The 19,732-nt window shown below is 65.8% G+C and carries 21 protein-coding genes; 11 read left to right on the forward strand and 10 right to left on the reverse strand.

The window, feature by feature from the left end:
* Positions 1-41: 41 nt before the first annotated feature.
* Genes IBX22_RS00320 through IBX22_RS00335 form a run of 4 tightly spaced genes read left to right on the forward strand, consistent with a single transcriptional unit; the run spans position 42 to position 4,557 of the window.
* Positions 42-1,307, forward strand: a complete 1,266-nt coding sequence (locus IBX22_RS00320; protein WP_194813381.1) for an extracellular solute-binding protein — start codon at positions 42-44, stop codon at positions 1,305-1,307.
* Position 1,308: 1 nt separating this feature from the next.
* On the forward strand, positions 1,309-2,259 hold the full coding sequence (locus tag IBX22_RS00325) for a carbohydrate ABC transporter permease (protein WP_194813382.1): 951 nt from the start codon (positions 1,309-1,311) through the stop codon (positions 2,257-2,259).
* Entirely contained in the window at positions 2,256-3,098 is an 843-nt protein-coding gene (locus tag IBX22_RS00330; RefSeq protein WP_194813383.1) for a carbohydrate ABC transporter permease, read from the forward strand. Before IBX22_RS00325 ends, IBX22_RS00330 begins: the two co-directional genes overlap by 4 nt.
* Positions 3,099-3,105: 7 nt before the next feature.
* Positions 3,106-4,557 (forward strand): glycoside hydrolase family 3 protein, encoded by a 1,452-nt coding sequence (locus IBX22_RS00335; protein ID WP_194813384.1) that lies wholly within the window; start codon positions 3,106-3,108, stop codon positions 4,555-4,557.
* Here the strand turns inward: IBX22_RS00335 and IBX22_RS00340 are convergent.
* Positions 4,542-5,378: a DUF1206 domain-containing protein gene (locus IBX22_RS00340; protein ID WP_194813385.1), complete on the reverse strand. Its 837-nt coding sequence runs from the start codon at positions 5,376-5,378 to the stop codon at positions 4,542-4,544. The genes IBX22_RS00335 and IBX22_RS00340 overlap by 16 nt on opposite strands.
* Positions 5,379-5,551: 173 nt before the next feature.
* On the opposite strand from IBX22_RS00340, the gene IBX22_RS00345 reads away from it, so the two are divergent.
* Positions 5,552-6,235 carry a DUF4328 domain-containing protein gene (locus IBX22_RS00345; RefSeq protein WP_194813386.1) on the forward strand — a complete coding sequence of 228 codons (684 nt, stop codon included), beginning with the start codon at positions 5,552-5,554 and terminating at the stop codon, positions 6,233-6,235.
* Positions 6,236-6,253: 18 nt separating this feature from the next.
* The gene (locus tag IBX22_RS00350) at positions 6,254-7,033 is read left to right on the forward strand and encodes a sulfite exporter TauE/SafE family protein (protein WP_194813387.1); all 780 of its coding nucleotides are present in this window, start codon (positions 6,254-6,256) and stop codon (positions 7,031-7,033) included.
* A gap of 18 nt (positions 7,034-7,051) precedes the next feature.
* Here the strand turns inward: IBX22_RS00350 and IBX22_RS00355 are convergent, their stop codons facing one another.
* Positions 7,052-7,339 (reverse strand): hypothetical protein, encoded by a 288-nt coding sequence (locus IBX22_RS00355; RefSeq protein ID WP_194813388.1) that lies wholly within the window; start codon positions 7,337-7,339, stop codon positions 7,052-7,054.
* A 272-nt stretch (positions 7,340-7,611) separates the two neighbouring features.
* On the opposite strand from IBX22_RS00355, the gene IBX22_RS00360 reads away from it, so the two are divergent.
* Together IBX22_RS00360 and IBX22_RS00365 are read left to right on the forward strand one after the other, a co-directional pair.
* The gene (locus IBX22_RS00360; protein WP_194813389.1) at positions 7,612-8,214 is read left to right on the forward strand and encodes a ClpP family protease; all 603 of its coding nucleotides are present in this window, start codon (positions 7,612-7,614) and stop codon (positions 8,212-8,214) included.
* A 73-nt stretch (positions 8,215-8,287) separates the two neighbouring features.
* Positions 8,288-8,878 carry a ClpP family protease gene (locus tag IBX22_RS00365; RefSeq protein ID WP_194813390.1) on the forward strand — a complete coding sequence of 197 codons (591 nt, stop codon included), beginning with the start codon at positions 8,288-8,290 and terminating at the stop codon, positions 8,876-8,878.
* A gap of 295 nt (positions 8,879-9,173) precedes the next feature.
* Here the strand turns inward: IBX22_RS00365 and IBX22_RS00370 are convergent, their stop codons facing one another.
* A complete protein-coding gene (locus IBX22_RS00370) occupies positions 9,174-9,680 on the reverse strand; it encodes a helix-turn-helix domain-containing protein (RefSeq protein WP_375540192.1) in 507 nt (168 codons plus the stop codon).
* 360 nt (positions 9,681-10,040) lie between these two features.
* Positions 10,041-10,934 (reverse strand): pentapeptide repeat-containing protein, encoded by an 894-nt coding sequence (locus tag IBX22_RS00375; protein WP_194813391.1) that lies wholly within the window; start codon positions 10,932-10,934, stop codon positions 10,041-10,043.
* Between the two features lie 230 nt (positions 10,935-11,164).
* Here IBX22_RS00375 and xylA point away from each other — a divergent pair, with 230 nt between their 5' ends.
* The 3 genes from xylA to IBX22_RS00390 are packed head-to-tail and all read left to right on the forward strand — an operon-like array spanning position 11,165 to position 14,911.
* Positions 11,165-12,337, forward strand: coding sequence for a xylose isomerase (xylA, locus tag IBX22_RS00380; protein ID WP_194813392.1), 1,173 nt, complete (start codon positions 11,165-11,167; stop codon positions 12,335-12,337).
* A 7-nt stretch (positions 12,338-12,344) separates the two neighbouring features.
* Positions 12,345-13,739, forward strand: a complete 1,395-nt coding sequence (gene xylB, locus IBX22_RS00385) for a xylulokinase (RefSeq protein ID WP_194813393.1) — start codon at positions 12,345-12,347, stop codon at positions 13,737-13,739.
* Positions 13,736-14,911 carry an ROK family protein gene (locus IBX22_RS00390; protein WP_194813394.1) on the forward strand — a complete coding sequence of 392 codons (1,176 nt, stop codon included), beginning with the start codon at positions 13,736-13,738 and terminating at the stop codon, positions 14,909-14,911. The genes xylB and IBX22_RS00390 overlap by 4 nt, the downstream gene beginning before the upstream one ends.
* Here the strand turns inward: IBX22_RS00390 and IBX22_RS00395 are convergent.
* From IBX22_RS00395 to IBX22_RS00420, 6 genes are read right to left on the reverse strand one after another with little or no spacing between them, the layout of a single operon-like run.
* Positions 14,896-15,390, reverse strand: a complete 495-nt coding sequence (locus tag IBX22_RS00395; protein ID WP_194813395.1) for a hypothetical protein — start codon at positions 15,388-15,390, stop codon at positions 14,896-14,898. The two genes, IBX22_RS00390 and IBX22_RS00395, sit on opposite strands and share 16 nt — an antisense overlap.
* Positions 15,391-15,401: 11 nt before the next feature.
* Positions 15,402-16,016: a hypothetical protein gene (locus IBX22_RS00400; RefSeq protein WP_309234359.1), complete on the reverse strand. Its 615-nt coding sequence runs from the start codon at positions 16,014-16,016 to the stop codon at positions 15,402-15,404.
* Positions 16,013-16,627 carry a hypothetical protein gene (locus IBX22_RS00405; protein WP_194813397.1) on the reverse strand — a complete coding sequence of 205 codons (615 nt, stop codon included), beginning with the start codon at positions 16,625-16,627 and terminating at the stop codon, positions 16,013-16,015. Before IBX22_RS00405 ends, IBX22_RS00400 begins: the two co-directional genes overlap by 4 nt.
* Positions 16,624-17,316, reverse strand: coding sequence for an ABC transporter ATP-binding protein (locus IBX22_RS00410; protein WP_309234360.1), 693 nt, complete (start codon positions 17,314-17,316; stop codon positions 16,624-16,626). Before IBX22_RS00410 ends, IBX22_RS00405 begins: the two co-directional genes overlap by 4 nt.
* A 55-nt stretch (positions 17,317-17,371) precedes the next feature.
* A complete protein-coding gene (locus IBX22_RS00415; protein WP_194813399.1) occupies positions 17,372-18,463 on the reverse strand; it encodes an iron ABC transporter permease in 1,092 nt (363 codons plus the stop codon).
* A complete protein-coding gene (locus tag IBX22_RS00420) occupies positions 18,444-19,535 on the reverse strand; it encodes an ABC transporter substrate-binding protein (RefSeq protein ID WP_194813400.1) in 1,092 nt (363 codons plus the stop codon). The genes IBX22_RS00415 and IBX22_RS00420 overlap by 20 nt, the downstream gene beginning before the upstream one ends.
* Positions 19,536-19,732 lie beyond the last annotated feature (197 nt).

Below are 19,732 nucleotides of genomic sequence, written 5' to 3' on the forward strand. Positions count from 1 at the left end.
GGCTGCAGTGGAGCCGGACGCCGCGGAAAGGAAGCACCACTGTGAGGATCGCGAAGTTCGCGGCGCTCGCCGCCGCTGTGATGATGGGGCTCGCCGCCTGTGGCGGCGACACCGGGGAATCCAGCACCAAGACCTTGACGGTGTGGCGGTTCGGCGAGCCGACCGCCGATGACACCGAGATCATGAGCCAGGTCGGTGCGGAGTTCGAGCAGGCCAAGGGCGTCAGCGTCGAAGTGGAGTGGATTCCGTGGCCGAAGGTCACCGAGAAGCTCACCGCCGCAGCCGCCGGTGGCGACGGACCCGACGTCACCGAAATCGGCAACACCCAGGTCGTCACCTGGGCCGCGCAAGACACCCTGCTCGACATCACCGACCAGGTGCGCGCCTGGACCGAGGGCCAGACCATCCCGAAGCACCAGTGGGCCAACGAGACCATCGGCGGCAAGACCTACGCCGTGCCGTGGCTGGGTGCCACCCGAGGCGTCTACTACCGCAAGGACTGGTTCGCGGAGCTCGGCATCCAGACGCCGAAGAACTGGGCCGACCTGCTCGCCGCGGCCCAGAAGATCAAGTCCGCGAAGGCCGTTGACGGTTTCGCGGTCAGCGCCACCTCCGCGGACGCGCTGCACGGCTTCGCCCCGTTCGTCTGGGGCAACGGCGGCCAGATCGTCGCCGACGAGGGCGGCAAATGGGTGTCGAAGTTGAACACCCCGCAGGCCAAGGAAGCCCTCGCCTTCGTCACCGACCTGGTCAAGAAGGAACAGGTGTCCTCGGAGGGTGTGCTCACCAAGGACTCGGTCGAGATCGGCAAAATGTTCGCCAATGGCAGTGTCGGCATGTTCGCCGAAGGTCCGTTCGGCAAGGGCAATCTGCTCGCTACGAACAAGATCACCGACGCCCAGCTCGGCGTCTTCCCGCTGCCGGGCAAGACCGGCGGGATCGCGGGCCAGTTCGCGGGCGGCAACGACCTCGCGATCTGGAAAGACACCGGGGCTCCGCAGCTTTCGTTCGAATACCTCCAACTGCTCGCGGGCAAGAAGTACACGGACGCCTACGGGATCAAGGCCGGGTTGCTGCCGTTCTACCCGGACCTGCTGGCCGGCGACGCCTACGCCAAAGATCCGTGGCTGAGCAATTTCATCCCCGCCATGTCCCAGGCCCGGACCTACGCGGTGCACGAGAAGTGGATCAAAGTCGAGGAGTCGGTGGTGCAGCGCGCCATCAAGGACGTCGTCACCGGCAAGGCCTCCGTCGACGCCGCCGCCGATGCCGCGGCGAAGGCGATGGACGAGACCCTCAACTCCTGACATGCACGAGGCTTCGCAGGACACCCGCGCGTACCTCGGCCGTCGACTGCGGCGGCTGACTCCGTACGCATTTCTCACGCCGAGCGTCGTCGTCATCGCGGCACTGCTGATCTACCCGATCTATCGCATGGTCGTGATGTCGACCCAGCAGGTCGGGCTGCGGCAGGTGCGCGGCGCTCCGGCCGAGTCGGTCGGAACGGCGAACTACCAGAAGATCTTCGACAACGAAGTCTTCTGGAGTTCGCTGCGGAACACGCTGATCTTCGCGGCCCTGGCCGTGACCGCGACGCTCGTGGTCGGAACCCTGGTCGGCCTGTTGATCCACAAACTGGGCAAGATCATGTCCGGCCTGGTGATCACGGCGGCGATGCTCGCCTGGGCCACCCCCAGGGTCAATGTCGCCGTGCTGTGGAAATGGCTGTTCGATGATCAAGGCGGCGTGGCCAATTGGCTGCTCGGGCTATTGCCGGATTGGCTGCCGTGGCGCGACGACTGGACCGGGCACACCTGGTTCCTGGACCGCACGTCGATCTACTTCGTGCTGCTGCTGTGTGTGGTGTGGTCGTCGTTCCCGTTCATCGCGGTCTCGGTGCTCGCCGGCCTGAAAAGCATTCCGGGTGAGCTGCACGAGGCGGCGCGGGTGGACGGTGCCGGGCCGTGGCGCACCTTCTGGAGCATCACCTATCCGTTGCTGCGCCCGGTGTTCGCGGTGCTGATCGTGCTGTCGATCATCTGGGATTTCAAGATCTTCGACCAGCTCTTCATCCTGGGCGGCGGGACGGGGATGTCACAGGACGCCTACAACATGTCGCTCTACGCCTACAGCCAGGCCTTCGCCAGCCCACCCGATATGGGCATGGGCTCGGCCATCGCCGTCGTGCTGACCGCGATCCTTTTCGTTCTCACGCTCGTCTACATTCGCCAGATCGCACGACAGGAGGAGTTGCGATGAACCGCCGCCGCCTCGGCCGGGCCGGGGTGAACTCCGCCGCCGTCGCGGTCATCCTGCTGTCGCTGTTCCCCGTCTATTGGATGGTGGCCACCGCGCTGAAACCGCACGGCGACATCGTTTCCGGCGAGGTCGACCTGATTCCGGACGACCTGACCTTCGAGCACTTCGCGCAGATCTTCAGCCAGGGAGCCGGCGGCACGTCGATCTGGGTGTACCTGCTCAACAGCGTGATCGTCGCGCTGGGCGCGGTACTGATCGGCTCGTTCTTCGCGCTGTTCGCGGCAACCGCGGTGGCGCGCTTCCGGTTTCGTGGTCGAACCACGTTCCTCATTCTGTTGATCATCATTCAGATGGTGCCCGCCGAGGCGCTGCTCATCTCGCTGTTCCTCGTGGTCAAGGACCTGGGCCTCTACAACCAGCTGGCCGGCCTGGTCGTGATCAATGTGGCGACGACGCTGCCCTTCGCGGTCTGGATGCTGCGCACCTTCGTCGCCGCCGTGCCGAAGGAACTGGAGGAAGCGGCGGCCATCGACGGCGCCGGGCAGTTCGTCATCTTCGTCCGGATCCTGTTCCCGCTGGTGGCGCCGGGACTCGTTGCGACGAGCATCTTTTCGTTCATCAACGCGTGGAACGAATTCATCTTCGCCTACACCCTGATCAGTGACCACGACAAGTACACCCTGCCGGTGTCGCTCACCTGGTTCACCACACAGAAGGGTGTCGACTGGGGACCGATCATGGCCATGTCGACGGTCATGACGATTCCGGTCGTCCTGTTCTTCCTCCTTGTCCAGCGCCGCATGGTGTCCGGCTTGACCGCCGGCGCCATCAAGGGATAGCCGCACCATGACCGACGCTGACCTTGCCCGCCTGGCCCGGGCCACTCTCCTGGCTTCGTTCTCCGGAACGGCCGCGCCCCCATGGCTGCTGCGGGAACTGGAACAAGGCCTCGGCGGCGTCACGCTGTTCGCCATCAACGGCAACATGCCGAGCGCCGAAGAGCTCGCCGGGCTCACCGCGCAGCTGCGTACCGTCTCCGACCCGATCGTCACGCTCGACGAGGAGGGCGGTGATGTCACCCGGTTGACGCACGCGACCGGTAGCCCTTATCCGGGCAGCGCCGCACTCGGCGTTGTCGACGATATCGAGCTCACCCGACGGGTGCATCGCTCGATCGGCGCGGAGCTGGCCGCCGCGGGCGTCAACCTCGACTTCGCCCCCTCCGCCGATGTGAACACCGCACCGGACAATCCGATCATCGGGACACGGTCGTTCGGCTCGGATCCGGAGCTGGTGGCGCGGCACGTGCGCGCTGCGGTCGCCGGACTGCTGGACGCCGGCGTGGTCGCGTGCGTGAAACACTTTCCGGGCCACGGGGATACGCGAGAGGACTCGCACCTCGACGTGCCGGTGCTGGAGGCCGACCTCGAACTACTGGAACGGCGCGAGCTGGTGCCGTTCCGCGCCGCCATCGCCGCGGGCGTCCGGGCCATCATGACCGGGCACCTGAGCGTGCCCTCGATCGGCGGCGCCACCCCCGCCACGCTGTCGCGCGCAGTGGTTACCGGACTGCTGCGCGAGCACCTCGGCTATGAGGGCGTCGTCGTCACCGACGCGTTGGATATGAAGGGCGCGTCCGGCTCCATCGGCATCCCGGAGGCGTCAGTACGCGCGCTGGCCGCCGGAGCCGATCTCCTGTGCCTCGGCCCGAAGGAGCACCGAGACAGCGTGCAGGACATCGTGTCCGCGATCGTGAATGCCGTCCGCACCGGGCGACTGCCACGCGAGCGACTCGCCGGCGCCGCCGACCGCGTCGCCGAACTCGGGAAATGGCTCGGCGAACCCAGCGCAGTCCAAGTCGATCGAGGCGTCGGTCTAGTGGCCGCGCGGCGTGCAATTCAAGTCAAAGGCGTTCTGCCCGTGTCGAAGACGCCGTTTGTGGTCCAGCTGTCCGCGCCGGGCAACATCGCAGTCGGTCCCGTACCGTGGGGTTTGGTCTCGGCCGGGAACGAGGTCGACGCAAAAAGTACCGACCCATCCGATCTGCTGACCCACGCCGCCGGCAGATCGCTGATCATCGTGCTGCGCAACGCACATCGGCACCGCGAGCAACGAACGCTGACCACCGCACTGCTGGCCGCCAGACCGGACGCGATCGTGGTGGAGATGGGACTACCCGTGTGGCAGCCCCCCGGCGCGGTCTATATCGCCACCTACGGTGCCGCCCACGCCAATTCGCAGGCCGCCGCCGAATTACTCGGTTTGACCGGCAACGAAGACGCCTACATTTTGGCGTAGCGCGCCATCGCGAAGCTGTAGAGGCCGTAGGTGATGATGCCGCAGCCCGCGATGATGAGCAGCGCCACACCATAAGGTTGTGCGCCAAGGGTTTTGAAGGCCCCGTCGAGACCCGTGGCCTGGTCCGGTTCCGGTCGGGTCGCGGCGAGGATCACCAGCAATCCGATCGCGGCGATCGCCAATCCCTTCGCGATGTAGCCGATCAGGCCCAACCGTCGCACCAGGTTGCTGGTGTTGCCCTCGAGGTCGTCCAGGAACTTCTGACCAGCCCCCTTATAGATGTGGTAGCCGCCGATCGCGATGATGATCAATCCGACTACGACGAGGGCGATCGTGCCCGCGGTGCTGCGCATCAGGTAGGCGGTGGGTCCGGCACTCTCGCTACCGCTGGATTTGCCGCTGCCGCGGGCGAATCCGAAGGCGGAGAGGGCGAACGTGAAGTAGAGCACCGCCAGGGAGAACGCCTTCACCCGATCGATCGCCTCGGATGTCTTGCTGTCGGCGTCGGGTCGCGACGAGCTGCCGAGTGCGGCTTCCGCGAGGCGCCACAGCGCCATCAACGCGAACGCGACGGTACCCACCCACAAGGCGATGATCCCGCCGGGCTTAGCGGCCAGTTCGGTCATAGCCCCGGATTGGTCGGCGGTGCCGCCCGCACCGCCGAGAGCGATACGGATCGCGATATAGCCGATGATCAGGTGGACGATGCCGCTGACGATGAAACCCGCGCGCGCGAAACGCTCGAAGACGCTGTTCTGAGCAATCCGGCCTGCGGTAGAAGACGAATTGTCGTATTCCTTGGACGGACTGTTCTCGGCCATGATGCCTGCTTGCTCCCCCGCTCGAACTGGACGTCGGGCAGATACCCGGTGGCGCAGGATCGAAACAGCGGAAATCCTGTGGACTCGTCGGTAACCGTGCGGAACACTGTCGGCAGCAACGACATCCGTTCACTCCCGCCGAGTGGCCCACCGCTAGAACAGAATCGAAGAAAATGACACAACTCCGACTCCATGGCCTGCGCGGGCTGGCGATCGTCATCTCGCTGCTGGCGGTCACGGTCGTACTTATTCAACTCGTCTGGTGCGTGCAGATCTGGCTGGCCAATAACACGGTTGTCGAAACGCACAGTTGGGGAAAGACCGCGAGCCATGGCGGCATCGCGCGCATGCCCTTCGTGTACTCCACGCTCGGCTGGTTCTTCGCGGTCCTGGTCGCCGGAGTGCTGCTGATTGTGTGGCTCTGGCGGGCCAGGGCCAACTCGGAGATGTTGTGTCCGGCCAAGCATCGCCTGGGTCGCGGCTGGATCGTCGGGGCCTGGTTCACCCCGATCCTCTCGTTCGTGTTTCCGGCCATTCTGGTGGAAGACGTTGTGCGGGCCAGTGATCCAGCGGCAGGCGGAGGTCGATCCACGTTGAAAGGCGTCCCGCACAGTGGGCTGGTGTGGGCGTGGTGGATCGTCTGGGCGTTCGCCTGGGTTTCGGTCGTGGTCGAACGAGTCAACTTCCAGGCGACCAACGAATACCATCGGGAGATCGACGAGGCTGCTGACGCATGGACGTCGTGGGCGTGGTCCTACACGGCCATGACACTGCTCTTCGGTCTCGCGGCCGGCTTGCTGATCGCGATTCTCGTGCGTGTCGAGGGGTGGCAGGCCCGGAGAGACCCCGTGTTCTAACCACGTACCGTCGGTCCGGTGCCAGTTATCGAAATCCTTGTCATCCTGGTCGCCGGTTTCGGTGCGGGGGCGATCAACGCTGTGGTGGGAACGGGAACGCTCATCACCTTTCCGACCCTCGTCGCATTCGGCTATCCCCCGCAGATCGCGACGATGTCGAACGCGATCGGGCTCGTCGCCGGGAGTGTGTCCGGGACATGGGGTTATCGGCGTGAACTGCGCGGGCAATGGCCGATGTTGAAGCGGCTGATACCCGCCTCGTTCCTCGGCGCGCTGCTGGGCGCGTGGCTGCTGCTGCACCTGCCGCCGTCGGTGTTCGCCGCGGTCGTTCCGGTTCTGATGATCACCGCACTCGTGCTCGTCGTACTTCAGCCCCGCATCCAGGCCTGGGCCAGACGGCGCTCCGAAGCAGCAGGACGCGCCGCCGATCACCTCAGTCGAACGAAACTGACGCTGCTGATCTTCGGAACCTTCGCTGTCGGCATCTACGGGGGCTACTTCACCGCCGCACAAGGAACTCTGCTGATCGGTGTGATGGGAGTGCTCGTCTCCGAACCGATTCAGCGAATGAACGCAGCCAAGAACCTGTTGACGGGGATCGTCAATGTCGTTGCGGCCCTGAGCTACACGATCGTCGCGTTCGACCGGATCAGCTGGAGCGTCGCCGGTCTGATCGCCGTCGGATCTCTCATCGGCGGAGCGGTCGGAGCACGCTATGGCCGCAAGCTCTCGCCCGGAGCGTTGCGGGCCGCGATCGTCGCGTTGGGCCTGGTCGGGCTGTGGCGCCTCCTGGTCTGAGCCGCGGGCTGCGGCTGCTCAGAACGTTATCGCTTGGACGATCTCGTTGACCAGCGCCTGCGTGGGTTCACGTTCCTCGCCCGCTGCCATGACCTGCTCGTAGAAGCGGCCATCGCTGATGGGCAAATGGAGTATGGACAGGCGCATATTGGCCCGGTTTCCGGCGACTTCGGCATCGTTGGTGATTACGCTGCTGAAGGCGCTCTGATTCAGAAGGCCCGCGATATTCGCCTTATGCTGCGCGATCGTCGGTGGATGAGACGGGCCGAGTTGCATCTGTCGCGTGTTGCAAAACAGGAAAGACATCGGTACTCCAGCCATTCGAAGGACAGGATAGACCCGTAATTTTACGCCCGGAGCCCGGCAAACAAAACAAAAGATTCTGGACACAAAAGGCGGATATTTCAAATTGTGAGCCGATTTCGCCGACCGGCCATTTCGAGTGCCGCAAAAGGCCGCCTTTCCATCTGTATTCGACTGTGGGCGTGCATCGTTCCCGCGCCCCGCGCTGCTGTGAGCGGATCCGCTGACAGCAGCGCGGCGCGCTTTTCGAGGTATCGCTGGGGCACGGTGGATTCATGGCACAAGACGACAAGACGCCGAGTTTCAACTGGCGCGTACGAGAACAGCTCTTCGGCCGCCGGATTCTGGTGCTCGATGGTCCGCTCGACGACGATAACGGGGCGCTGCTCATGACGCAGCTGCTGACGCTCGCCGCCGAGGATCCGGAGGCCGGGATCTCGCTGTGGATCCACTCCCCCGGTGGTTCGGTTCCGGCGATGCTCGCCATTCGCGATGTCATGCGGCTGGTGCCGTGCGAGGTGTCGACGCTGGCGCTCGGGTTGGCGTGCAGCGCTGGACAATTCCTGCTCTCGGCCGGAACTCCGGGGCGGCGGTTCGCCTTGCCGCACGCGCGGATCCTCATGCATCAGGGATCGGCCGGAATCGGCGGCAGCGCGGTAGAGGTCGAGGTGCAGGCCGGCGATCTGCGGCACACCGTGCAGACCGTGCTCGGCCTCATCTCCGAGGACACCGGGCAGCCCTACGACCAGATCTTCGACGACTCCCTGCACGACCGCTGGTTCACCGCGACCCAAGCCCGGGAGTACGGGTTCATCGACGGAATCGTCGACTCGTTCTGGCAGGTCGTCCCGCAGCGGCAGAAGGTGGGAATCGCATGAGCGAGCATCGCGAGCGAATCATGTGCCAGCGCGCGCTGCGCATGACGGAACCGAGCGCCAGCGAGGTGGAGTCATGAGCAGCTACACGATCCCGAATGTCATCGCGCAACATCCGCGCGGCGAGCGAATCATGGATGTGTACTCACATCTCCTCACCGAGCGCATCGTCTACCTCGGCACCCCTATCGATTCGGGCGTAGCCAACGCCCTCATCGCCCAGCTGCTGCACCTCGACGCCGAGAGCCCCGGCCAGGACATCAACCTCTACATCAATTGCGAGGGCGGCGATTTGACCGCCATGCTCGCGCTCTACGACACCATGCAACACATCCACTCCCCCGTGGTCACCACCTGCGTCGGCCAAGCCATCGCCGTCGGCGCGGTACTGCTGACCGGCGGCGTCGCAGGCCGCCGCTCGCTACTCCCGCACGCCCGGGTCGTCCTGCACCAACCCGCCGCCCGCGGCCAGGGCACCATCCCCGACCTGATCCTGCAGGCCGACGAACTGGTCCGGACGCGCGCGCAAGTCGAAGCCATCCTGTCCAAACACACCGGCCAATCGGTGGAAACCCTCCGGCACGACACCGACCGCGACCGCGTCTTCACCGCCCAGGCGGCCATCGATTACGGCATCGTCGACCAAGTCCTCGAGCCACGGGACTGACCGGGTCAGAAGACCGGCGCGATGGGCAACCGTCGCCTGCGGCAGGCTCCAGCCGGGACCCCACTGCGGCGGCGCGTACCGCCTGCGGTGGGATCTCCCGGCCAGAGCCCGCTGGATTCAGTGGGCTACACCACCGGGGAATCCATTCAAGATCATCAGGCCCTGATGGCGGCCCGTACTCGCGCGATGCCGCCCCGAAGTCCTGATGATCATGAAGTGCGGTGGGTACCGGCGTGCGCGGGCAGGGCGGGTGGTGTTGCGGGGAACCGACAAGCAGGGAGCCGTGCGAGAAACGCTATGCCGCGAGGAGTAGTCCGTTGTAGCGGGAGTTCGCACGCGGGGCGATCGAGCGCGTCGAGTCGGGCCGGCTGTGCCGGATCAAGTCGTCGGCGACCTGATGGATGAGACCACCGAGCGAAGTGCCCAGCGCCCCAGCCATAGCGGCAACCATCTCACTGGAAGGCTCCTTGAGCCCGCGCTCGACCTCGGAAAGATACTGCGGCGAAACCCCCGCCCGCCCAGCGGTTTCCGCAAGCGTCTCGCGCTGCTCCTGCCTCAGCGTGCGCAGGCGCTGCCCCAACGCCTCGCGCCACAGAAGTTCACGAACAGCCCGACGTCCACCCGGAGCCGACGGCCGCCGATCGACCGGAACCAACGGCCGCCGTTCGAGCGGAGGCGCCGAAGACAGCTCCCGGGAAACCCCCGACTCCGCACGGTGAGGCTGATGGTCCCGCCCCCCGGGAATCGCGCGCAGTCGCGGCGTCTCGGCCCGCGGAATCTCAACGCTCGGATGCTCGCTCATAATTGGAGCGTACGACCGCACCCCATTGCCGCGCCTGCCCATCTGCTCTGGGCGAACACAGCCATGGGCAGGCCCGCACACCCCGTGATCGTCCGCGTCGAGACCTTCCCCCACCAAATTGGCGCCAAGGACTCCGACGCCTACACCGAATACTGGCCCCTCCTCACGTGGACGCAAGTTCCCGGGGCGCGGTCACGGGCGGTGGTCGGCATACCCCCCGCCGGTGGGCACCCGTACCGCACTCCACCGACGGGAGTCATATCGGGGCATTTCAAGATCACCTAACCCCGATGTAACTCCCGCCGATGACCGTCGGAGCCCGAAGTTGGTGGCCCCCACTGCTCAGTGCGGTTTGGGGCGTCAGCAGGGCTTGCCGGTTTCGGCGTGGAAGCAACCGCCCTCGGCTGGGACCGGCGGCGGAGGTGTGAATCCGGGTGGCCATGCGGTCTTCGAGTTGTACTTCACCCCACCGAGGAGTGCCCCGTTGAGGTTCGCGGACTCGAGGTGCGCGTCGCCGAGATCAGCCCCGGCCAACGTGGTACCACCCATCTCGGTGCCCTGAAACCACGCGTCGGTGAGAGTTGCGCCCGTGAAGTCCGCGTTCTCCAGGCGTGCTCGGTCGAACGAGGCAAAGGAAAGGTGGCCGCCCATCAGGGCAGCTCGGCGCAGATCCGCATGCTTGAGGGTCGCGCCGGTCAAGTCTGCCGCGCTCAAATTGACGCCGGTCAGATCGGCATTCTCGAGACGGGTCCAGGCAAGGTTGGCTGCCGCGAGGTTGACGCCGGTGAGGTTCAGCCCGGTCAATCGCAGTTCTGCCAGCCGAGATCCGGACAGATCGACGGGATGCGTGTCGTGCTGGCGATCGCGGCGGCTGATCACGACGACGGCCGCCTGGATATCGAGTCCGACGCGTTGGCCGGCCGCGGGTCCATCGGCAGGCGAGTGGGTACGGACGAACGCACCGAGCACGTCGAAGACGGTCATGTGGTCCTGCGGGGAGTCACGGGCGAGGCGCTCGAGCAGATAGATTCCGCCGAGCCGAACGTCGATCTTGTCCGAGCTGAGTCCCTCGACCGCCTTGCTGAACCGTTCCGTCACCTGGGTCTGCTGCGCCAGCCGGTACTGGTCCGCAGTCGCCGCAAGCGATTTGCTGGTGAACCACAGTGCGCCGAGTGCTGCGACTGTTGTGGCGATCGCGGCCAGTTTCGTCCATCCGCCCCATCCGACCACCGCGAGCACCACCCGCCTGAGCACACTGCCCTGCGGTCTACTAGTGGAATCCGGTTGTCGCAGTCCAGAACTGGGCCGCGAAACGGATCGGCGTCGTCGGCGAACGGGCCGTGGCATGGTCGTCACGCCGAAATCCTAAGCGAGCCAGGGCGTTCCGCAGGCGCGCAATAGCGGTCTCCGCACCGTTGCCACAACCTCGTTGGTCCCGTACTCTGCACCCATTAGTTCAGTCACTAAACTTAATTGGGGTCGCCATGCGTCAGCCAACCCGCGCGGATAAGTTCTCCTTCGGACTGTGGACGGTCGGCTGGCGGGGTGTGGATCCCTTCGGCGATGCCACCCGGCCCGCGTTGGATCCGGTCGAGGCGGTGCACCGGCTCGCGGAGCTCGGGGCCTACGGCATCACCTTTCACGACAACGATCTCTTCCCCATCGACGCGACCGAGGACCAGCGCCGCGCGCACATCGATAGGCTCACCGCGGCGTTGCAGGACACCGGACTCGTCGTGCCGATGGTGACGACGAACCTGTTCAGCCACCCGGTGTTCAAGGAAGGTGGCCTCACCGCCAACGACCGCGGCATCCGGCGCTACGCCCTGCGCAAAGTACTGCGCAATGTCGAACTCGCGGCCGAGCTCGGTGCACGCACCTTTGTCATGTGGGGCGGGCGGGAGGGCTCGGAGTACGACAGCGCCAAGGATGTGCGTGCGGCGCTCGACCGCTATCGCGAAAGCTTGGACCTGCTCACGCAATTCGTGCTCGACCGGGGTTACGACATCCGCTTCGCGTTGGAGCCCAAGCCCAATGAGCCGCGCGGCGACATCCTGCTGCCCACGGTGGGACACGCGCTGGCGTTCATCGCCTCCCTCGAACACGAAGAGCTCGTGGGTGTGAATCCCGAAGTGGGACATGAGCAAATGGCGGGTCTGAACTTCACCCACGGCATCGCCCAAGCGCTTTGGCACGGAAAACTCTTCCACATCGACCTCAACGGCCAGCGCGGCATCAAATACGACCAGGACCTGGTCTTCGCGCACGGAGACCTGATGAACGCGTTCAGCCTCGTCGACCTGCTCGAACACGGCGGCCCGGACGGCTCCCCGGCCTACGAAGGTCCCCGGCATTTCGACTACAAACCCAGCCGGACCGAAAACATCGACGGCGTCTGGCAATCCGCGGCCGCCAACATGCGCAATTACCTGCTGCTCAGAGACCGAGCCAGCGCCTTCCGCGCCGATCCGGAGGTCCAGGACGCACTCGAAACGGCGGGGGTCACCGAATTGCGAACCCCCACAATGGCTCCGGGAGAAGGCTACGCCGAACTGCTCGCCGCCACCGATTTCGACATCGACAAGGCGAGCGAGCGCGGCTACGGCTTCGTCCGCCTGAACCAGCTCGAGCTGGAACATCTGACCGGTGCCCGGTGAACCGCCCATGACACTGGTCGCCGGCGTCGACTCCTCCACGCAGTCTTGCAAACTCGTCGTCCTCGACGCGGAAACCGGCGCGCTGGTACGGCACGGCCGCGCCGCACATCCGCCGGGGACAGAAGTCCACCCCGAAGAGTGGTGGCGAGCGCTGTGCGCGGCGATCGATGAGGCAGGCGGGCTCGACGACGTCGCCGCGGTCAGCGTCGCAGGACAGCAGCACGGCATGGTGGCGCTCGACGAGGAGGGCCGGGTTGTCCGAAAAGCCCTCCTGTGGAACGACACTCGATCCGCTACGGCCGCCACCGACCTCATCCGTGACCTAGCTGCCGACCAGTGGGCTCGGCGGGTGGGGATCGTTCCGGTGGCCTCGTTCACCGTCAGCAAGTTGCGCTGGTTCGCCGAGCACGAACCGGAGAACGCCGCGCGCACCGCGGCGGTCTGCCTGCCCCACGACTGGCTCAGCTGGCGCCTGCGCGGTGATCTCGACCTGCGCGCGCTGACCACCGACCGATCCGATGCCTCCGGGACCGGCTACTACGACTCGGTCGCCGGCGAATACCGCACCGACCTGCTCGGGCTGGCGTTCGGACGATCGGATGTCCTGCTCCCCCGGGTACTCGGCGCACGCGAATCAACCACCGCTGCAGCACCATTCCGGGTCGCCGTCGGCGCCGGTGACAACGCGGCGGCGATGCTGGCGCTGGATGCGGGATCGGACACGGTGATCTCGCTGGGGACTTCGGGGGTGGCGTGCGCCGTTACCGAGCACCGTCCCGCGGATGCTTCCGGGATCGTCGCCGGCTTCGCCGATGCCACCGATCAGCACCTGGCGCTGGTGTGCACGCTCAACGCCGCCCGCGTGCTGGAGGTGACCGCGCGGATGCTGGGGATCGAGCTGGACCGGCTCGGCGAGCTCGCCCTGTCCGCGCCGCCGGGCTCCGAAGGCGTGGTGTTCGTCCCCTACCTCGATGGCGAACGCACACCCGATCTGCCCGACGCCACCGGCGCGCTGCACGGCCTCACTTCCGCCAACTCGAACCCGGCGAATATCGCCCGGGCGGCCGTGGAGGGCATGCTGTGCGGTATCGCGGCAGGGCTCGACGCCCTTGCCGCACAAGGCATCAGCACCGGCGGCGTCCGGCTGACCGGCGGGGCCGCGGCCGCACCGGCCGTCCGGCAGATCGCCCCGGCGATCTTCGGTGTGCCGGTCGCCGTCCCGCCGAGCGCGGACTACGTGGCGATCGGCGCGGCACGCCAGGCCGCCCAGACAGTGCATGCGAATCACGAATTGCCGCCCTGGACCGAACATCTCGGAACCCTCCGCTGGTTCCGGGCACCGGCCGCAACGCGGGTTCGGGAGCGTTATCGCGTCGCGGCCGAAAAGTACCTACCGCGGTGAGGCCCGCGACCAATTCGGGTCACCTGCAACAGGTCCGGCTCGGCAATCTGTCCACCGTCCTGCTCAGCTTGGTGGACCGCCCCGGTTCACGCGCCGATCTGGCCCAGCGCGTCGGACTTACCAAGGCCACTGTCGCCAGTCTGATCGAACCGCTGCTCGACCAGCGGATCCTCATCGAGGATGCGGCCACCATCTCCGGACGCGGGCGGCCGTCGAAACCGCTGCGTTTCCACCCCGAGGCGCCGATCGCCCTCGGCGCGGAGATCAATGTCGGCTACCTGGCCGTCACCACGACGGGCATCGACGGCGCGATCCTGTCGACTCGGCACCTCGACGTCGACAACCGCCGCCGGTCGGCCGAGGACCTCGTCGGCCACCTCATCGACCTCATCGAGCAGGACGAAACCTACCGCGGGCGCAGGGTTTTCGGCGCGGGGTTGGCTGTTCCCGGCATCGTCGTCGGCGACACCGTCGTGCGGGCGCCGAACGTGCCAGGACTGACCGGTGCCCGATTGGCCGATCGCCTGCGCACCGCACTCGGACTGGACATCGTCGAGGTCGACAACGAAGCCAATCTCGCTGCCCTGGCGCATCTGTGGCCCCGCAAACTGGCCGGAGACGACTTCCTGTACGTCTCGGGCGACGTCGGGATCGGCGGCGGGCTGGTGACCGGCGGAACTCTCTACCGTGGCGTCAGCGGCTTCGCCGGCGAGCTCGGGCACATCAGCATCGAGCGTGCGGGACGCCGTTGCCGCTGCGGCGGCCAAGGGTGTGTCGAACAGTACGCCGGGCTCGACGCCATCCTCGGCGATGCCGGACTGGACAACCTCCGCGCGCTGTCGAATGCGTTGGCGGACGCCGATATCGACGCTCGCGGCGCCGTCGCCCGGGCAGGCGCCGCCCTGGGTGTCGCGCTCGCGTCCGTGATCAACATCTGCGACCTGACCACCGTCGTTCTGGGCGGTTGCTACGCGGAGATCTTCGAACCGCTGGCACCCGCTCTCGGTGCGGAACTCGAGCGCCGCACCCTCGCCGCCAATTCCCGCCCGACCACCGTTCTCGCCGCACCAGTGCGTTCCGATGCGGCAGTCCGAGGCGGCGCCGCTCTCGTGGCCCGTCGCGCATGCACCGAGCCTGAGCGACTGCTGCAGGCTGCTCACACCACCTCGTAGACCTCCTGAGCATCACGGCTCAGCAACCGGTCGGTCATTTCCAGCTTGAGCTGTGCCAGATGGGCCTCTTCCTCCTCGGTTCGACTCGGTTTACGCGACAGCACGATGAATTCGTCGACGACGAAACCGTCGTCGCGCAGCTGCACCGTCACCACGTCACCGCGATAGTCGAACTCCCATACGTAGCGCTCGAGCGCTGTACCCCGTTCGGGCTTCTCCAGTTCAGCGGTGACGGTGTAGCGGTCCTCGGTGACGGCACGCAGCACCATCTCGATCGAGTCCCGGCCACCCGGGCCACGAAACGCGGTCCGCACCTTCACTTCTCGGCGATTCACCGAGGTACCCAGCAGGGGCAGCGCCACCCGCATGGCGGTAAACCCGTGCGCCACTCCGCCGGGATAGCCGGGACCGTGGTACTTCATCAACTCCTCGAAGGTGAATTCCAAGGTGGTCGAGCCTTCACAGACGGTCAGCGACATCGGTTCTCCTCCTAGGTCCGCGTCGCCCAGAGCAACGCGGAGTACAAGAATTGGGTGGCGCCGGGCATGAATCCGGAGCCGTGGTGATAGACCGGATCCATCGTGGTGACGAGCAGCCTTCCCGGCGTACTGATTTCGTCGATGTAGAGCAGCGATCCGTCGCGCTCGCCGGTGACGGTCTCGAGATCGACCAAGCTGACCGCCCCGGCAGGCGGTTCCAGCACACCGTGGTAGTGCCAGCGCACCGCGCGTTCGGCGAAGTACGGCCAGGCCGGATGATCTGGTTCGCGTAGCCGGATTCGATGGTCTTCCCCGGTGCGCCACCACCAGAAGACCGTCGGCCGGCTGTCCTCCCGAACGCCGGGAAGCCATGTGCCGACCGAGTTTTCGCCGAACAACACCACGGTCGCACCACGGTCCAGGCAGGCGAGCAGCGCCGATGACCTCGGAATCAGCAGATCGGGCCGTAGCCGATCGCTGACCACCACCACGTCGGCGTCGGCCAGTTCGGCCGCCACCAATGTGCGGATATGGACCGGTGTGATCCGATACGGCGCGAGCGCCGGATCAGCGAGGGTTGCCAGCTGGGCGTGGGATCCGCCGTGGACGAAAACGACTCGCTTCACCGCTGCCCCAACCATGACAACAGCTGTCCGGCAAGGGCACTCGCGCCACGGTCAGCGGCGGCGAACTGCAGCAGATCGTTGCCGCCGTGCACGAGCACTTGTCCTGCACCGAGCGGGTATACGTAGTCGATCGGGCACGCCGTCGGCCCGATGGTGTGGATGATCTGCGCGCCATCGGGCAGGTCGAGATAGTAGCCGCGGCCATAGAATCCGGCGACGCCGATGCGTTCGAGCTCCTCGAACGACAACCGCCCCGGCGTGCCGGTGTTGTACAGGAACAACCGCGCATCCATACCGGCCCACACCGGATGCTCCGACACCCGGGTCAGCGCGAGATCCGCGGGCTTACGGAAATCCAGTGTGCGCCAGCGGGTCAGGCCGTCCAGAAATATCCGCTGCACATGGCCGTTCACCAGCACCCGGCCGCCGTCGAAGACGAAGCGACTCAACCACTCCCGATGATCGGCCAGAAATTCCTGATCGATGTCCGCCGCGAGATAGATGCCGGCTACGGCAGTGAGATCAGCGTGCGGGAGATCATAGACATCGATTCCGCGCCACCCGCCGACCTCGGTGACGCCGGGTTCCATCACCGCGCGTAGCACCGTCACAGCACACCCTTGCCGAAGTCGGGAACGATCAACCGGCGCACCATCGTCGGAGTCTGCACATCGGCGGTGACGATCGCGAGTTCGTACAGCTCGCTCAATACCTTGTCCGTCAACAACTCCCGGGTCGGTCCGACGCGCTGATCGACCGCATCGACCATCAACACGACCCGTTCGGCGATGTGCAGCGCATGATCGGGATGGTGCGTCGTCATCACGACCGCCATTCCCTCGTCGGCGAGCGAGCGCAACAGCGTCAGCACCCGCGCTTGGTTGCGCAGGTCGAGCGCCGACGCGGGTTCGTCGAGAACGATGGTGCCGCAATCGGATACCAGCGCCCGCGCGATCAGCACCAGCTGCCGTTCGCCACCGCTGAGCCTGGCGTAGTCGCGCTCGGCGAGGTGGCTGATACCGACCCGGGCCAGTGCCGCGACGGCGGCGCGGCGATCGGATCGGGTCGGCGCACCGTAGATCTTGACTTGACGCGCACGGCCCATCAGCACGGTGTCGGTCACCGAAAAGGAGAAGACCACCGCATGGCTCTGCGGGACGAAACCGACGTTTCCGGCGAATTCGACCGTCCCTTCGGTCGGCGGAACAAGTCCGGACAGGCATTTGAGCATGGTGGTCTTGCCGCGCGCGTTGGGACCGAGCACCGCGAGCACCTCGCCGGGCCGCACGTCCACCGACACATCCCGGAATATCCAGGGCCCCTTGGCGGAATAGCGAAACGATACCGACCTCGCCTCAATCATCGGCACCCCACAGCTGGCGGCGATTGCGAACCAGGAGCAGCACGAAGAAGGGGGCTCCGATCAGGGCAGTGAGTATCCCGATGGGTATTTCGGCGCTACTGAGCGTCCGCGAAAGCGTATCGATCAGCGTGAGATACGACGCGCCGAGCAACGCACTCGCCGGGACCACGATTCGGTTATCGGTACCGACCATCATCCGGACCAGATGCGGAACCATCAGCCCGACCCAGCTGATCACGCCGGCGACCGCCACCGCACCGGCGGTGATCAGCGCGACGCAGGCCAGCAGCACCGCCCGCATCCGAGCGGGTTTCAGACCCAGGGATGCCGCGTCCTCATCGCCCATTGCCAGGATGTTCAGCCGCCACCGCAACGCGATCGCCACCGATACTCCGATCGCGATCGGGACCAGCGCGACCAGCACCTTGTGATAGCTCGCAGTGGCCAGTGACCCCAAGAGCCAGAACACAATCGAAGGCAACTCCTGGTACGGATCGGCGATGTAGGTAACGAAGGACACCATCGCCTGGAACATCGCGCCGACGACCGTGCCGCCGAGAATGATCATCAGCAGCGGAGATCCGGGAGTCGCCCGGGCGATCAGCAGCACCAGGACGAGCGCGAGGACTCCGCCCAGGAACGCGCCGCCGACGAGGTAGAGGCCGCCGATGCCGACCAGCAGCATCAGCACCCCGCCGAACGAAGCACCGGCGGAGACGCCGAGAACTTGCGCGCTGGCCAACGGATTCCGGAACACCGCCTGCATGACCGCTCCGGTCACCGCCAGCCCCGCGCCGATGATCATCGAGAGCAGCACCCGCGGCAATCGGATGTCGAACACCACACTGCGTTCCTGCGGGTACCAGGTCTGCTCGAGCGGAAATACCTCACCGAGCAGTAACCGGGCGACCTCGGCGGGGGGAACGTAATACCGGCCCACCGCGAGGGCCGCGACCGCGACGACGACCAGGACTATCACCAGCACTACGAACACCGCGGCAGTCCGCCATTGTCGAGGCGGCAGGTCTACCTGATCGTCGTGCTCTTTCGGCGGTGCATCGACCTCAACGGCGGAAGTGGTCATAGCTCGCCGAATCCGCGTTCATATCCAGCCGCAGCACCTGATCGATCTCGGCTTCGGAAATCTGGTAGGCGAACAAGTTGTCGAAACTGCGACGAATGTTTTCGCGAAGATCGCCGGTAGCCGTCTGCGGGTAGAGCACCTCGTGCATCCACTGCCACATCAACGGTGACTCGGCGCTGGGGACCTGCCACCGGTAGCCGCCGAGCGGAGTCTTGTACACCCGCCGGTTCTGCACGGCGCTCACGCCGGCCAGCCGTGGATCAGCATAGATTTCGGCAGGGGTGCTCTCGTCGAATCCACTGATCATGATCACCTCGGGATTCCAGGTGAGGATCTGTTCGGGGCTGACCTGCCCGGCTTCGGAAAGCAATCCCTTGATCACCAGATCGGCGCCGACCAGATCGAACTGGAAGCCGTCATATCCTTTGGGACTGGTCGTCGAATACACCTCACCGGCGCGCGAGAGGATCATCGCGCGGGGCCGCGGCGTCGTCTCGGCGGCCACCTCGGCTCGCGTCGCCGCGATCTCCGAGTGCTGCCAGCTGATCAGTTCCCGGCCGCGCTCGGGCTTGCCGAGCATCTGCGCGAACAGGGTGATCCAGCCTTCCAGATCCTCCTGGGTTCCATACTTCAACCCGGCCACCGGGAATCCGGCCTTTTCGATCGGTTCAGTGATGTCCGGGCCGCGATCGCCCCACTGCACAACGACATCGGGCTGGAGTTGGTGCAGCGTCTCGATATTCGGCACGAAGTTGGGACCCGAAACCACCGTCGAGTTCGCCGACTGCGGGAAGATCTTCGCGAACATTCCCCCCTTGTTGGCTACCAGGGTCGACTGATTGATCCCCACGACCCGGTCGTAGCTGCGATCTACCGCGGCGAAGATCGATGGCGCCGGGAAGACCGTAAAGGCGACCTTCTCGACGGCCCCGGTGATCCGCACCGGCTGACCGCGCTGGTCGACCAACTCGATCGTCGAGTCGGCGGCCTGCTCGGCGGTGTTCGCCGCACGATCCGAACATCCGGACAAGGCCGCTGCCGCCACCAGTCCCACCGCGGCAACTCGCCGCATCGAACGTCCTCGAGTACTTACTGGTGAAGCGTGCAACGACGGCCCTATCTTCCGGTTGATCTACCGATGCGTCACAAGAATCGCCGCCGGTACGTTTGGGTAGCCTAACCTACAACTTGCGCGTGCGGTTGTGCCCCAGATCTCGAACGCGGCGAGGTCGGGTAGCGGGATTTATGAGAAACGCTAAGGTTTTGGAG

Origin of the sequence: Nocardia sp. XZ_19_385 (assembly GCF_015355755.1) — a bacterium.
Taxonomy (GTDB): Bacteria; Actinomycetota; Actinomycetes; order Mycobacteriales; family Mycobacteriaceae; genus Nocardia.

Excerpts from the sequence above, each read along its gene's own strand:
- IBX22_RS00325 (WP_194813382.1), top strand. The coding sequence starts at position 1,309 with ATGCACGAGGCTTCGCAGGACACCCGCGCGTACCTCGGCCGTCGACTG.
- IBX22_RS00330 (WP_194813383.1), top strand. The coding sequence starts at position 2,256 with ATGAACCGCCGCCGCCTCGGCCGGGCCGGGGTGAACTCCGCCGCCGTC.
- IBX22_RS00335 (WP_194813384.1), top strand. The coding sequence starts at position 3,106 with ATGACCGACGCTGACCTTGCCCGCCTGGCCCGGGCCACTCTCCTGGCT.
- IBX22_RS00340 (WP_194813385.1), bottom strand. The coding sequence starts at position 5,378 with ATGGCCGAGAACAGTCCGTCCAAGGAATACGACAATTCGTCTTCTACC.
- IBX22_RS00345 (WP_194813386.1), top strand. The coding sequence starts at position 5,552 with ATGACACAACTCCGACTCCATGGCCTGCGCGGGCTGGCGATCGTCATC.
- IBX22_RS00355 (WP_194813388.1), bottom strand. The coding sequence starts at position 7,339 with ATGTCTTTCCTGTTTTGCAACACGCGACAGATGCAACTCGGCCCGTCT.
- IBX22_RS00360 (WP_194813389.1), top strand. The coding sequence starts at position 7,612 with ATGGCACAAGACGACAAGACGCCGAGTTTCAACTGGCGCGTACGAGAA.
- IBX22_RS00365 (WP_194813390.1), top strand. The coding sequence starts at position 8,288 with ATGAGCAGCTACACGATCCCGAATGTCATCGCGCAACATCCGCGCGGC.
- IBX22_RS00370 (WP_375540192.1), bottom strand. The coding sequence starts at position 9,680 with ATGAGCGAGCATCCGAGCGTTGAGATTCCGCGGGCCGAGACGCCGCGA.
- xylA (WP_194813392.1), top strand. The coding sequence starts at position 11,165 with ATGCGTCAGCCAACCCGCGCGGATAAGTTCTCCTTCGGACTGTGGACG.
- xylB (WP_194813393.1), top strand. The coding sequence starts at position 12,345 with ATGACACTGGTCGCCGGCGTCGACTCCTCCACGCAGTCTTGCAAACTC.
- IBX22_RS00395 (WP_194813395.1), bottom strand. The coding sequence starts at position 15,390 with ATGTCGCTGACCGTCTGTGAAGGCTCGACCACCTTGGAATTCACCTTC.
- IBX22_RS00415 (WP_194813399.1), bottom strand. The coding sequence starts at position 18,463 with ATGACCACTTCCGCCGTTGAGGTCGATGCACCGCCGAAAGAGCACGAC.
- IBX22_RS00420 (WP_194813400.1), bottom strand. The coding sequence starts at position 19,535 with ATGCGGCGAGTTGCCGCGGTGGGACTGGTGGCGGCAGCGGCCTTGTCC.